The sequence below is a fragment of the Pseudonocardia charpentierae genome, from assembly GCF_031845345.1.
GTDB lineage: Bacteria > Actinomycetota > Actinomycetes > Mycobacteriales > Pseudonocardiaceae > Pseudonocardia > Pseudonocardia charpentierae.
In genome coordinates, this window is the sequence record NZ_JAVREJ010000014.1 from 25704 (window position 1) to 39297 (window position 13594).

Consider the following 13594-nt stretch of genomic DNA (forward strand, 5'->3'; position numbering starts at 1 on the left):
GACGACAGGTGCGTCGATCTAAAGATCGAACCAGCGGAGTGTATCCGCTGGTGAGATGGGTGGAGCTGAGGGGACTCGAACCCCTGACCCTTTGACTGCCAGTCAAATGCGCTACCAGCTGCGCCACAGCCCCTTGCGACGACGACGGTACACGACCGCCCCCGGTACCTCGCGCCGGGGGCGGGTCGATCAGCTTCCGGCGAGGGCGGTCTGCAGCCAGCCGGAGTCCGAGACGTCGATCTTGCGGCCGCCCACGGCGATGGTCGGGGTGCCGAACTGGCCGTCCGTCTGCAGTGCCGGGTTCGCCGAGGCGGCGTCGGTCGCCGCGCTGATCGCTCCGGCGTTGCCGTTGCCCTCGACGCACTGCGTGAAGGCCGGGCCGGCGCCGAGCTCGGTACCGATCGCCGAGAGCTGGGCCGCGGTCATCCCTGCACTGCCCTCGGCGGGCTGATCGGCGAACAGGCGCTTGTGATAGGCGGGCCAGATGCCCGCCGGGACGGCGCACAGCGCGGCGTTGGCGGCCAGGGTCGAGTAGCCGGGCGGCGTGGTGCGGGCGTCGAGGATGTTGAGGGCGTGGTAGTTGACCTTGGCCTTGCCCGCGTTCAGCGCGGCCGTCAGGTCGTCCGCGTTGCGGGTCTCGAACCGCTCGCAGTACGGGCAGAGGAAGTCCTCGTACACGTCGATCGTGACGGATGCGGTCGGCTGACCGGCCATCACGACAGCGCCGTCGACGGACACCGGGTACGTCGCCGCAGCCTGCGACGACGAGCCCCACGGCCGGTTCAGCACGATGTAGGTCGTGGCGAACACCGCGACGATCACCACGGCGACGATGATGCCGACCGTGACGCGGTTGTCCTTCCTCCCGGCGCCCGGGACGCGGTCGACAGAGGGCTTGCGCGACGCCGCCGCAGCCTCCTGCCGCCGCTTGCGTTCGTTGCGCGACGCTCCGCCCACGTCAGATCCTCTCCTCTTGCCTGCTCGGCAGCGTCAGCGCGCCGAGCGTCCGCGGCCGCACCACCAGCCACCCGGCCAACAACAGGAACCCCGCGTCGCGGAGCAGCTCCAGGCCGTAGGTCGTCTGATCCGGGGCGACGGCGCCGCCTCCGCCGAAGCATCCGCAGTCGATCGACAGCCCGCGGGCCCACGCCTGCGTCACGCCGGCGATGAACACCAGCAGCAGGCCCGCCGAGACGACGGCCACCGCCCGCGTTGCGATACCCGCCAGCAGGAGGAGGCCGAGGACGATCTCGAACCACGGCAGCACCCCGGCGACAAGCTCCACGCCGGTCTTCGCAGCACGTCGTAGGCCCGGACGGCGAGGTAGGTGGCGTCGGGGTCGATCGCCTTGATCACTCCCGAGATCAGGAACACCGCTGCGAGCCCGAGGCGTGCGGCCGTCCCGATGATGTCCCGGACCCGCACCGACTCCACTCGGCCAAGGGTAGCCGGGCGTACTGAGGCCCGACTGAGGGACGAACGCTCAGAACGCCTCCCGCGCCGACTCCTGCTCCAGCACCGCGTCCAGGTCCGTGAGCCGGCGCATCGACGCCACGGCCCGCGCCGTCCGGTTGTTCGCGGCGAGCATCTCGCGGTGGCGGTGGACCCAGGCCCAGTAGCCGGCGGTGAACGGGCACGCGTCGTCCCCGAGCCGCTTGCGGGGGTCGAACGCGCAGTGGCCGCAGTGGTCGGACATCCGGTTGATGTAGGCCCCGCCGGACGCGTACGGCTTCGTCGCGAGCAGGCCGCCGTCGGCGTGCTGGCTCATGCCGATCACGTTGGTCGGCATCACCCACTCGAACCCGTCGACGAACGACTCGCGGAACCAGTCCGACAGCGCCCGCGGCTGGTAGCCGCGTTGCAGGGCGTGGTTGCCCAGCAGCATCAGCCGAGGGATGTGGTGGGTCCACCCTCGGTCGCGGACGCCTTCCAACGCCGATCGCAGGCAGGCCGCGGTCACGGTGTCGGCGTCGAGCCCGACCCACCAGTCGGGCAGCGGCGTGTGCGCCCGCAGTTCGTTGCGCCCCAGGTAGTCGGGCCCGAAGTGCCAGTACAGGTGCCACATGTACTCCCGCCAGCCCAGCACCTGACGAACGAAACCCTCGGCACTGGCCAGGGCCACGTCGCCGGCGTGGAAGGCGGACTCGGCCTCGCGGGCGACGTCGAGGGGATGCAGCAACCCGAGGTTGAGCGGCACCGACAGCAGCGAGTGGGCCATGGGCCAGTCGTCCTGCAGCATCGCGTCTTCGTGCGGACCGAAGTGCGGCAGGCGGTGCGAGACGAAGTGCGCGAGCGCGCGCCGGGCCTCGTCCGCGGTGACGGCGAACCATCGCGGACCGTCGCGGCCGACGGTCGGCAGGTCCAGGGCATCGAGGTCGGCGCGGACCTGCTCGTCGATCTCGTCCTCCGGCGGTTGCCAGGGCGCGACGATGCCGAGGGTCTTCTCCCCGCGGGGTGGCGGCTCGCGGTTCTCGTGGTCGAGGTTCCACTTCCCGCCGACCGGCTCGCCGCCCTCCATCAGCACGTCGAACCGACGGCGCTGCGATCGGTAGAAGTCCTCCATCCGGAACGCCGTGCGGTCGCCGGCCCACTCGGTGAACTCGGCACGCGGGAGCGCGAAGGTGGGCGTCGGGAGGATCTCGGCGACCAGGCCCTCCTTCTGGAGCCGCTCGACGAACGCGAGGGCGGCGTGCGAGGTGGGCTCGTGGACGACGACCGGGCGCCCGACCCGCTCCAGCGCCTCGCGGTAGGTCTCGGTGCGCAGGTAGGTGGCCCGGTCGCCGAGTTCGGCGGCGAGGTGGCGCATGCCGGAGAGGACCAGGTGCAGCTTCTGCCGGTGGAACCGCTTGCGGTGCAGGACGCGGGTCGACTCGACGAGCACGACCTCCCGGTCGCGGTGCTCGTCCGTCGAGTGCACGTGCGGGCCGAGCTGGTCGGCGAAGAGCCACAGCGGCTCGGTGGTCATCTCCGCAGTGTCGCTGTGCGGCGGTCGACCCGCGACCCGACCTACGCTGCGGTCATGTCCGAGCTCCCCGGCCCCGCCGAGTTCGCCGAGCACGAGGGCGACCACACCCACCGTGACGTCTCCGGCGGCGCACTGCGGGCCGCGACCTTCGGCGCCATGGATGGGCTGGTCACGAACATCGCCCTCGTCGCGGGCGTCGGGGGTGGCGGCGCCGACCGGAACGCGATCATCCTGACCGGGATGGCAGGGCTGGTCGCCGGCGCCTTCTCGATGGCGCTGGGCGAGTTCGCGTCGGTGCAGACCCAGAACGACGCTGTGGCAGGCGAAGTGGCCATCGAGCGTGCCGAGCTGGCCCTGCACCCGAAGGCCGAGGAGGCCGAGCTCGTCGACATGTACCGGCAGATGGGGCTCACGCAGCAGACGGCGGAGGCCGTGGCGCGGGAGGTGCACGCCGACCCGGAGCTGGCGCTCAAGGTCCACGTCACCCAGGAGCTGGGCGTCGACCCGGACGAGCAACCGTCACCGTGGACGGCCGCGCTGTCGTCGTTCGTGTGCTTCGCCGTCGGCGGGATCGTGCCGCTGTTGTCGTTCCTGCTGGGCAGCTCGTCGCTGGCGGTGAGCCTGCTCGTCGGCGCCGTCGGGCTGTTCGCCGTCGGCGCCGTGACGTCGCGGTTCACCGGCAAGCCGTGGTGGTTCGCGGGCGGGCGGCAGCTGCTGTTCGGCGCGATCGCCGCGGGGGCGACGTTCCTGGTGGGTTCGCTGATCGGCGCGTCGGTGGCTTAACGCGGCAGGGTCTCGGGTGCCCGCAGCCACAGGGCCAGAGCCAGCGCCGTGATCAGGCCCGTCAACCCGAACGCCGCGCCGAAGCCCAGCATCTGCGCCACCGCACCCGCCGCGAGCGGGCCGACGATCGCGCCGACGTCCGACGCCATCTGGAACCCGGCCAGCACCGTCCCGCCCCGGCGCTGCGCTCCGACGACGTCGGCCACCGCCGCGTTCAGCGGCGGGTTCAGCAGGCCGCTGCCCAGCCCGGCCACCAAGGAGGCCACGAGGAACAGCGGCAGTGTCGGCATCAGGCCGAGCACCGCCGTCGCGACCGCGGAGACCGCGAGACCGATCACCACCGGCGGCTTGCGGCCGCTGCGGTCGGCGAGGCTCCCCGCGGTGAGGAGCGTGATCGCGTTGCCCGCGGCGAAGACCGACAGGGCGATCCCACCCCACGACTCGGCCCGCCCAAGAGCCTCGACCACGAACAGCGGGACGAGCGCGACACGGACTCCGAACACCGCCCAGCCGTTGGCGAACGCCGCCCCGAGGGCCGCGCGGTAGGTCGGGTGCCCGAGCGCCGCACGGAAGGAGAGCTCCGGCGCGAGGTCGCCGGTCACCTCGACGGCACCGACCTGCCCCCGCAGCAGCACGCCCGTCAGGGCCATCGCGACCAGGAGCATCACCGCATAGACGACGAACGGTGCGCGCAGCCCGAACGTGACCAGCGCGCCGCCGAGCAGCGGGCCGGCGAGGTTGCCGAGCAGGAAGCCCGTCGCCCACAGGCCGGAGGCGCGGCCGCGCGCGGCCGGCGGTGCGAAGCGCACGAGCATCGACACCGACGCGACCGTGAACATGGTCGACCCGATGCCGCCTAGCGACCGGAACACCAGCAGCTGCCAGTACTCCGCCGCGAAGGCGCACGCCCCGGTGGAGACGGCGACGATGCCGAGCCCGAACAGGTAGGTCCGCAACTCCCCCAGCCGGCTCACCAGACGTCCGCTGACCGGGGCGAACAGCAGCCGGAACAGGGCGAAGGCACTGATGACGGCGGACGCGGCGGTGACGCCGACGTCGAAGCTGCGGGCGAACGTGGGCAGCGCGGGGGCGACGAGGCCGTAGCCGATCGCGATCACGAAGGCCGCGGCGGCCAGCACCCGGATCTCCCGGGGCAGTCGAACGCGCACGACGTCGCGGTCCATACCGACCACGACGTCCTCCTCCACCCGAGCCTGCACCCCCACGTTACGTGTCGGTTAACGCCGATCGGGCGTCAGGCCCGGTCCCGGCGACGACGCCCCCGAGTGGGCCGGCCCCGTGGCGGGTACGGGGTGCGCATGGCGGAGTTCGAAGCGGAACGGCGTATGCCGGCCGAGGCCGAGCAGGTGTTCGCGATCGTCGGCGACCTGGACCGGCTCTCGGAGTGGATGCCGACACCGATCGGTGTCCGCCAGACCGGCGACGGCGAGGTGCACGCCGACGTCGACTCGCGCGACGTCCACGCCGACGGCCTGGTCGGCGTGCGGCCGGAGCAGCTGCGGCTGGAGTGGGGCAGTGAAGACTCCCCCGACTACGCCGGCTGGCTGCAGGTCGAGCACGCCGAGCCGGGCCACTCGTCCGTGGTGATGCACCTGTCGTTCCTCGGCGACCAGCCGGAGGCGCGCCGCCACGGCAGCGCAGCCGGCGAGGTGCGCCAGTGGCTCGACGACGCGCTGGCCCAGCTCGAGCGCGTCGTCGCCGGAACGTCCTGACCCTCCGGCCGGCGCACGTGTGGGAGGTTCCGGCCGGCTGATCGTTCCCGGCGTGACGTCACGGCTGCCCGGGCAGCGGTGGCGTCACACTCGCTCGGCGGATTGCGGAACCCGCAGGCCGCGGCCGCCGTCTGTGCCGCATGGATTTCACCCTCCCCTTTCGCGGCTCCGCGGCCGTCGCCTCCGGACTGCTCGCTCCCGGCGTGCTCCGCGGCCCGCGGTTCACCCGCCTGTTCCCCGACGTGTACGTCGGCGCGGCCGTCGAGGTCGACCTCACGTTGCGGGCGCGGGCGGCGTACGTGCTGGTCGACGGGCGCGGGGTGATCGGCGGGTACGCCGCGGCCGAGTTGCTCGACGCCTCCTGCGGTCCGAGGGACGCGCCTGTCGACGTCGTCGTGCCCGGCGGTGCGTACCGCGCGTACCCCGGCCTGGTCGTGCACCGGGGTCTGCTGCTTCCCGACGAGGTCGCGACGGTGAACGGGATCGCCGCCACCGCGCCCGTCCGCACCGCCTACGACCTGGCCCGCGACCCGCCTCTGACCGACGCCGTCGTCGCCGTGGACGCGCTGAGCCATCGGCACAAGTTCGTCCCTCGTGCTGTGCTCGACCTCGGGTGCCGTCATCTCGGCGCACGCGGCAGCGCGCAGTTGCCGGAGGTCGTCCGGCTGGCGAACCCGCTGGCCGAGTCGCCCATGGAGAGCCGCACGCGGATGATCATCGTGCTCGACGGCCTGCCGGTCCCCGCGCTTCAACATCCGGTCGGGGCCTACCTGCTCGACCTCGCCTACCCCGCGATCCGGCTCGCGATCGAGTACGACGGCGAGGCGCACCGCACCCAGGAACGCGCGATACGCGACCTGGATCGGCAGGCGTACCTCAGCGCCGCGGGCTGGACGGTGCTGCGGTTCACGACAGCGCAGATCATGCGCCGCCCGCGGTGGGTGGCCGCACGGCTGCGGGACGAGCTGGTCAAGGCGGCCCGACGGTGACACCAGTGCTGCCCGGGCAGCGGCTCCGTCACCGTCGGATCGATCACGCCATGGTCTGCGGGACGCCCTCGGGCTCCGCCGCCTGCCCGCGGGCCGCGCGGCTGCTCGTCCGCGACCCGAGGCGGCGTTCGAGCCAGACCGCGAACCGGGAGAGCAGCAGGTTCACGACCACGTAGATCGCGGCGACGATGAGGTAGGTCTGCACCAGCAGGTGGGTGTAGACGGTGAGGTTCTGGGCCTGCTTCATCAGCTCCGGGTAGCTCACGACGTAGCCGAGCGTGGAGTCCTTCAGCAGCGCGACCAGCTGCGTCACCAGCGTCGGGATCACCAGCCGGATCGCTTGCGGAAGGATCACCGACCGCATCGCCGTGCCCTCGCGCAGGCCCAACGCCGCCGCGGCCTCCGACTGGCCGCGGTCCACCGCGAGGATGCCGGCGCGGAAAATCTCGGCGAGCACCGCGACGTTGACCAGGACGATCGGGACCACGAGCTTCCACAGGATCGGCAGGTTGATCCCGTACCGGGGTAGCGCCAGCAGGAAGGCGTAGATCAGCAGCAGCAGCGGGATGCTGCGGAACAGCTCGATGTACCAGGTCGAGACCCGCCGCAGCAGAGCGTTGCGCGAGAGCCGTCCGAGCGCCAGCACCACCCCGAGCGGGAACGACAGGACGGCGGCCAGCGCCGTCGCGATGATCGTGCCCCGGATCCCGTCGGCGAGGAACCGCAGGTAGGCGGGCTCCGCGAACGCGAGCCAGCGGCTCCGGCCGAGCTGGCCGTTGCGATAGAACTGGTAGAGCGCCAGCGCGACGATCCCCGCGACGAGCAGCAGCCCGATCACGGTGAAGATCCGGATGCGGGCGCGCCCGCGCGGGCCGGGCTCGTCGAACAGGACACGGGTCGCCGCGGCCGTCACAGTGTCTTCCCCCTCACCGTTGCCTCCCGGCCGTGGGAGTCACCGAGCCCGCCCGCCGGACACGCGCCGCTCCAGCGCTCCGCCCGCGGCTCCGCCGAGCAGCGCGATCACCAGGTAGATCGCCCCGCTGACGAGGAACAGCACCACGGCCTCGGCCGACTGCAGATTGAGCACCTGGGTGCGGTTGGTCAGCTCGCTGACCCCGACCGCCGAGGCCAGCGACGACCCGAGCACGACGCCGATGAAGATGTTGACCAGCGGCTGCACCATCGTCCGGAACGCAGGCGGGAGGATCACGTACCGCAGCGACTGGGTGAAGGTGAATCCGAGCGAGCGCGCCGCCTCGGCCTGCCCGACCGGCACCGTGTTGATCCCGCCCCGGACCGCCTCGCAGACGAACGCCGCCGCGAACGCCGCCATGCAGACCGCGGCCGAGGTGAACAGCGAGAACGTGATCCCGACGTCCGGCAGCCCGAACACCACGAGGATCAGCAGCGTGAGCAGCGGCATGTTCCGCAGCACCTCGACGTAGACCGCGCCGACCCAACGCAGCGGGGCGATCGGGCTGACCCGGAACACCGCGAGCACCGTGCCGAGCAGCAGCGCCCCGACGAAGCCGAGCACCGTCAGCTCGAGCGTGACCAGCAGTCCCCCGAGCAGGAAGCCCAGGTTGTCGGTGACGACACGCACCCGCCGGCCGTCCTCAGGAACCGGCGACCGAGCCGAGCGTCGGCGGGGTCGGCGCGTCGCCGCTCACGACGGTGCCGACGGTCGCCTTCCACAGCTTGGCCCAGCTGCCGTCGGCGTAGATCTTCTGGAGCCAGTCGTTGACGAACTGCTTGGCCGCGGGGTCGTCGAGCGGCAGCCCGATGCCGTAGGGCTCCTTGGTGAACGGCTGGCCGACCAGCTTGAACACCGGGTTGGTGCTCGCGTCGGAGAGCAGAATCGCCTCGTCGAGCACGTAGGCGTCGGCCCGGCCCTGCTGCAGCGCGGCGACGCAGGAGGCGTCGTCCTGGAACAGCAGCACGTTGGCCTGCGGCGCGAACTGCTGCAGCGCGAGGACGGCGGTCGAGTTGGCCTCGGTCGCGACGTTCTTGCCGGCGAGGTCGTTCACGCTGTTGATCGCGGTGTTGTCCTTCTTCACCATGATCGACGTGCCCGACTCGTAGTACGGTCCGGCGAAGGCGACCTTCTGGGCCCGCGGTTCGGTGATCGTGTACGTGGCGAACACCGCGTCGACCGTCTTGTTCTGGATCAGCGTCTCGCGGGTGTCGACGGTGGTGGCCACCAGTTCGACGGCGTCCGCGTCCGTCTTGCCCGTGATGTAGTGGGCCAGCATGGCCGCCATCCCGGCGTCGAAGCCGGTGACCTTGCCCGTGGCCGGGTCCTTGAGGGAGAACAGCGCCCCCTGGTCCGTGCCGCCGCGGATCAGCTTGCCGCGCTGCTTGATCGTGTCGGCCCAGGAGCCGGCGGGGATCGCGGCGGCATCGGCGACCGGTGACCCGGCGATGATCTGGTCGTACCCGCTGGTGTCGGCCTGGCCGGGCACCTTGGGTGGCGGCGCGCTGCCCTGGTCGGCGCAGCCGGTGAGGACCAGCGCGGCCGTCGTCGCCAGTATCGCGCCGACCCGGACCCGCCACCTCTGCGATCGCACCACTGCTACCCCCCGCTGCCGCCTGTCCGATCACCCGTCCGGGCAGCCTGGCAAGCGGGTGGCGGTCCGGCAACCGGGGGCGGTCACACTCCGGTCACGGACTGTCCGACCCGATTCCGTGTCCGGTCAGCGCGCGCCGGGAGCCGGGATGGCGGGAACCGGGAGGGCGGGAGCAGGCGAAGGAGCCGCAGGGACGGAGGCTCCGGTGGTGAACGTGAAGGAGACGTTCAGCAGCGGGTTGCCGGCCACGTCCCTGATCGCCGACGCGCCACCGGTCAACGTCACGGTGTAGCGGGTGTCGGCGGACAGGTCGGCCTTCGGGTCCAACGTCGCGATCCACGTGGAGTCGTCGTAGCTCACCGCTGCGGCGACGTCCGCGGCCGCACCGGCCCCCCGGAGCGTGAACGACTTGTCGTCGACGCCCTGCACCGGCTCGGTGAACATCACCATGACGGTGCCGGTCACCGGCACCCCGGCGGCGTCACTCGCCGGGGCCGTGATCGTCAGTGATGGCGCGGTCTTGTCCGCGGGAGGTGCGGCGTAGGCCGGGGCCTGCGCCCCGGCCATCAACAGTGCTGCGGCGACCGACGTGACGCCGACGGCGAGGCGGGACGGGGTACGGGAGGACTGGTCCTGCGGCATGCAGCAGCTCCGGAAGGCGCGGCGGGGAGGGGCCGGCGGCCCCTCCTCCGCTGGTGGATCACCGATGCTGAAGACGTCACCCGGAGGAGGAGCCGTCTAACGCACGCGCCGGAAGATCACCACATCGACGGTCACCGCGAGGTGGTGAAGGTCCAGGAGACGGTGGTGAGCGGATTGCCCGCAGCGTCCTTGATCGCACCGGCTCCGCCGGTGAGGGTGACGGTGAACTTGGTGTTCGCTGCGAGGGTTGAGCTCGGGTTGAGAGTGACGACCCGTGTCGAGGCGCTGTAGCTCACTCCTGCGGCGATCACGGCGCCCGTGAAAGCGTTCTTCAACGTGACCGAAGTGCCGCCCACACCAGCGACGCCTTCGCTGAAGGTGGCGGTGATGTCCCGGGTGCGACTCACCCCCGTGGCGTTGGCACTCGGAGTCCGCGCGGTCACCGTCGGTGCGATGGTGTCGGGTGCAGCTCCGGTGGTGAAGGTCCAGGACCCGGTCGCCAGTGGATTGTTGGCCATGTCCTTGATGCCCGTCGTGCCGCCGGTCAGCGTGGCCGTGAAGCGCGTGTTCGCGGCCAGGTTTGACGTCGGGTCCAGGGTTGCCTTCCGGGTGGCGGCGTCGTAGCCGACCGATGCTGCGATTGCGGCTCCGGTCGTGGCGTTCTTCAGGGAGAACGTGGCCGCGGGACCACCAGTGACCGTTCCGCGGACACCCGTGACGGGCTCGGAGAACGTCGCCGTGACGTTGTCTCCGATTCCGAATCCGGTCGCGTTGGCCGCCGGCGTCCGAGTGGCCACCGTCGGCGCGGCCGTGTCCACCGGAGGAGCCGGCGCCGCCGATCCCGGTGCAGTGGTGAAGTTCCAGGTCGCGGTCGCCAGCGGGGTGCCGGTCGCACTCTTGATACCGGATGCACCGCCGGTCAGCGTGGCCGTGTACTGCATGTTCGCCGCCAGGTCGGCCGACGGATCCAATGTGGCGGTCCGGGAGGCGGAGTCGTACTTGAACGTCGCGGCCACCGCTGCAGCCGTCACCGGCGTGCTGGGCTTGAGCGTGAATGTCGTGGCGCTGACCCCTTGCACGGCCTCGGAGAACGTCGCGGTGACGTTGTCCGTGGGCGCGATTCCGGTCGCGTTGGCCGCAGGCGTCCGGGCCGTCACGGTCGGCGCGGTGGAGCCGGTGCAGGTTGCAGGGCTGCTGACGGCCTTGCCGCTCGGGTCGGCGATCGTGCCGGACGGGAAGGTGTTGCCGCAGAAAGGCCCGGAGCCCGTCTGCTTGTTGATGATCGGGTAGGTGGCGGCACTGCTGAACGTGGTCCCCTGCGCGGTGTTGCCGCCCTTGTCGTACGTCGTCGAGTCCGACGCCAGCTTGAGGTTCCAGCTGCGGCTCTGGCTCAGCCGACTGCCGAGCACGGTGTTGTGGTCGCCGCGCAGCTCGACGTTGCTGCCCTGGTTCGCCAGAGGCTCGTCGTTCCACCCGCAATCGCTGTTCTCCAGGCGGTTGCGGTTCGCGTTCTCCTTCACCTCGAAGCATTCGGAGCCATAGGTGTTGATCGTGGAGTTGCTCACGACGATGTTGTTACTGGTGTCGTTCGCGGCGAACGGCTGGTCCGTCGACTTCGGGCTCGTGCCGATGTAGACGCCCTCCGCGTTGTGGTACTTGTACTGGTCGCCGCTGCCCGAGGCCCGCATCCCGCACCACTGGATCACGGAGTCGACGATCAGGCTGTTCGCGGCGCGATTGCGGAAGCGCACGCATTCGCCACCCGAGCCGTTGAGGAACATGTTCGAGATGGTCGTGCCGACGATGTCCGCGGAGGTGGTGGAAGCCCCGACGTAGACCAGCTTGCTGTTCACGGCCTTCGCCTGCACCGAATTCTTGAAGGCCTCGATCTGCGACAGCGAGCTGACATTCGGGTACTCGGAGCGCGCGATGTTCTGCTGCCCGTCGATCGTGAAGCCGGTGAGGGTGTAGTAGCTGTGGTCGATGCTGAACACCCGCCCTCCGAGCCCGTAGAGCACCGCCTTGTCGCGGCCCTCCTGCGGCCCCTTGACGGTGATCGGCGCCGCCGCGGTCCCAGCACGCTTGGTGATGACGGCCTCGCGGTAGGTGCCTGCGGCGAGATTGATCGTCGCTCCCGCCTGGGCCACGTCGAGGGCTTTCTGGAGAGTGGCGAACGGTGCCCCGCTGGAAGTGCCGGTGTTGGCGTTGTTCCCGACCTTCGTGTCCGGGTTGACGTAGTAGACGCTGCCCTGCGCATGCGCCGGGGTCGACCCCACGGAGACGGCTGCCAGCCCGACGACCACCAGCGCGACGACGGCGGCGAGGCGGGACGGGACACGGGCGGACAGGTCACGCGGCATGCATCAGCTCCGGAAGGCGCGGCGGAAAGCGGGTCGCAGCGATCCGCCGGCCTGCTCCGCCGGTGGATCACTCCTGCCGACGTGTCGCACAAAGGCGCCCTGCGTTAACCGGTACGCAGGGGAATCATCAACTTGAGTGACACCGCTGGCGCATCCCTGTTCGCCGTGTATCCGGGTATCCGGAGGTGATTGTCACTAGTCAGCGCGACCCGCTGACTCCATTGTCTCGAGCGGCGACCAGCTCGTCGATCTGGTTGATCGCCGACGAGGCGCCCTCGACGACGCCCATGTCCAGCACCTGCTGGAGCCCCTCGGCGGAGGCGAAGGTGCTCACATAGGTCGCGCGGGTACCGCCGTCGCGTTCGGTGAAGGTGTACTCGTTCTTCGAGACCGGCAGATCCGGATTCGGGGTGAAGTCGAGGTCGGCGAAACCGTCGTCGAAAGAGAAACCACGCGGCTCGTCGACCGAGGTGACCTGCCAGTACCCGGCGTGCTTGTCGCCCTCGGGACCGGTCATGAAGTAGTTCACGCGGCCGCCGGGCCGCAGGTCGTGGTCGACGACCGTCGCCGGGTAGCTCGGCGGCCCCCAGACCTTCTCCAGCTGGCGCGGGTCGGCGTAGACCTGCCAGATCCGCTCCACGGGGGCGGCGAACTCGGCGGTGATGGTCAGGGTCAGGTTGTCGATGTCATGGCGGACGTCGGTGACAGGCATGGTTCAGCCCTCCGGTTCGGTATCGGATGCGATGAGGTTGTCGATGCGGGCGATGCGGCCGCGCCATATCTGCTCGAGGTCGACGAGCAGGGACGCCACGGACCGCACCGCCTCCACGTCGCCGCGGGCCAACTGCTCACGACCGCTGCGGCGCTTGGTGAGCAGGCCGGCCTTCTCCAGCACGGCGACGTGCTTCTGCACCGCGGCGAAGCTCATGTCGTACTTCGCCGCGAGCGTGGAGACCGAGTGCTCGCCGGCCAGCACCCGGCGCATGATGTCGCGCCGGGTCCGGTCGGCGAGCGCGTGGAACAGGGCGTCGGCCCGGTTCTCGTCCGTCTCGGTCATGTCTCCAACATACAACCGATCGGTTGTATGTCAAGTCCGCCTCGTGAAAACACGAACGCCCAGGTCGGTGACCTGGGCGTTCGCGCGAGGTGGAGGTGCCGGGAATCGAACCCGGGTCCTCCGTTGCTTCGCGAGGGCTTCTCCGTGCGCAGTCCGCTGTGCCTCTACTCGGATCCACCGGTCATGCGGACGAGCCGGTGTGACGATCCCAGTCGCTGTTTGATGTTCCCGTCCACCCCGCGACCGGGCGGACGGGTGAGTCCCCTAGCTGATGCCGGACACCGGAGCGGGAACACCCCCGGGCCGACAGTTCTGCACTAGATCAGGCAGCGAGCGCGAGCTCAGCCTGGCTCTTAGCCAGAACGTGCTGCTTATTAGCGGCACTTGTTTTTTTGCGACGGGTGGTTAACGAGATCATCGTCGCCTTCCTCGGCACGCTTCCCCTCGATCCGCTTCCGGAGTCGAAACCGTTCACCCCCTAGCGCCGCCCCAGCGGCG

13 protein-coding genes, 1 tRNA gene, 1 other RNA gene and 1 pseudogene are annotated in these 13594 nt (G+C 70.6%); 3 read left to right on the forward strand and 13 right to left on the reverse strand.

The features are described from left to right. Positions 1-60: 60 nt before the first annotated feature. The 4 genes and pseudogenes from RM445_RS19270 to RM445_RS19285 form a co-directional block, all read right to left on the reverse strand. A tRNA-Ala gene (locus RM445_RS19270) sits at positions 61-133 on the reverse strand. A 56-nt stretch (positions 134-189) separates the two neighbouring features. Further along, positions 190-957 (reverse strand): DsbA family protein, encoded by a 768-nt coding sequence (locus tag RM445_RS19275; protein ID WP_311558082.1) that lies wholly within the window; start codon positions 955-957, stop codon positions 190-192. Position 958: 1 nt separating this feature from the next. Next, positions 959-1407 (reverse strand): annotated as a pseudogene (locus RM445_RS19280) (MauE/DoxX family redox-associated membrane protein). Positions 1408-1483: 76 nt separating this feature from the next. Further along, positions 1484-2965 carry a cryptochrome/photolyase family protein gene (locus RM445_RS19285; protein WP_311558083.1) on the reverse strand — a complete coding sequence of 494 codons (1482 nt, stop codon included), beginning with the start codon at positions 2963-2965 and terminating at the stop codon, positions 1484-1486. Between the two features lie 54 nt (positions 2966-3019). On the opposite strand from RM445_RS19285, the gene RM445_RS19290 reads away from it, so the two are divergent. Beyond that, positions 3020-3748 carry a VIT1/CCC1 transporter family protein gene (locus RM445_RS19290; RefSeq protein ID WP_311558084.1) on the forward strand — a complete coding sequence of 243 codons (729 nt, stop codon included), beginning with the start codon at positions 3020-3022 and terminating at the stop codon, positions 3746-3748. Here the strand turns inward: RM445_RS19290 and RM445_RS19295 are convergent. Then, positions 3745-4932: an MFS transporter gene (locus RM445_RS19295; protein ID WP_311558273.1), complete on the reverse strand. Its 1188-nt coding sequence runs from the start codon at positions 4930-4932 to the stop codon at positions 3745-3747. The two genes, RM445_RS19290 and RM445_RS19295, sit on opposite strands and share 4 nt — an antisense overlap. 135 nt (positions 4933-5067) lie before the next feature. Here RM445_RS19295 and RM445_RS19300 point away from each other — a divergent pair, with 135 nt between their 5' ends. Both RM445_RS19300 and RM445_RS19305 read left to right on the forward strand, forming a co-directional pair. Further along, positions 5068-5481, forward strand: a complete 414-nt coding sequence (locus tag RM445_RS19300) for an SRPBCC family protein (protein ID WP_311558085.1) — start codon at positions 5068-5070, stop codon at positions 5479-5481. A 140-nt stretch (positions 5482-5621) separates the two neighbouring features. After that, complete coding sequence (locus RM445_RS19305) at positions 5622-6470, forward strand: endonuclease domain-containing protein (protein WP_311558086.1); 849 nt, start codon at positions 5622-5624, stop codon at positions 6468-6470. Between the two features lie 43 nt (positions 6471-6513). On the opposite strand, the gene RM445_RS19310 is transcribed toward RM445_RS19305, so the two are convergent. From RM445_RS19310 to ssrA, 8 genes are all read right to left on the reverse strand, one after another. Then, positions 6514-7383 carry an amino acid ABC transporter permease gene (locus tag RM445_RS19310; RefSeq protein WP_311558088.1) on the reverse strand — a complete coding sequence of 290 codons (870 nt, stop codon included), beginning with the start codon at positions 7381-7383 and terminating at the stop codon, positions 6514-6516. A 39-nt stretch (positions 7384-7422) separates the two neighbouring features. Further along, a complete protein-coding gene (locus RM445_RS19315; RefSeq protein WP_311558090.1) occupies positions 7423-8073 on the reverse strand; it encodes an amino acid ABC transporter permease in 651 nt (216 codons plus the stop codon). Positions 8074-8086: 13 nt separating this feature from the next. After that, the gene (locus tag RM445_RS19320; RefSeq protein ID WP_311558091.1) at positions 8087-9037 is read right to left on the reverse strand and encodes a glutamate ABC transporter substrate-binding protein; all 951 of its coding nucleotides are present in this window, start codon (positions 9035-9037) and stop codon (positions 8087-8089) included. 126 nt (positions 9038-9163) lie between these two features. Next, positions 9164-9679 (reverse strand): Ig-like domain-containing protein, encoded by a 516-nt coding sequence (locus RM445_RS19325; RefSeq protein WP_311558092.1) that lies wholly within the window; start codon positions 9677-9679, stop codon positions 9164-9166. Positions 9680-9810: 131 nt separating this feature from the next. Next, positions 9811-12039 (reverse strand): Ig-like domain-containing protein, encoded by a 2229-nt coding sequence (locus tag RM445_RS19330; RefSeq protein WP_311558094.1) that lies wholly within the window; start codon positions 12037-12039, stop codon positions 9811-9813. 199 nt (positions 12040-12238) lie between these two features. Continuing rightward, a complete protein-coding gene (locus RM445_RS19335; protein WP_311558095.1) occupies positions 12239-12751 on the reverse strand; it encodes an SRPBCC family protein in 513 nt (170 codons plus the stop codon). 3 nt (positions 12752-12754) lie between these two features. After that, positions 12755-13096: an ArsR/SmtB family transcription factor gene (locus tag RM445_RS19340; RefSeq protein WP_311558097.1), complete on the reverse strand. Its 342-nt coding sequence runs from the start codon at positions 13094-13096 to the stop codon at positions 12755-12757. A gap of 87 nt (positions 13097-13183) precedes the next feature. Further along, positions 13184-13575, reverse strand: a transfer-messenger RNA (tmRNA) gene (gene ssrA / locus RM445_RS19345). Positions 13576-13594: the final 19 nt, after the last annotated feature.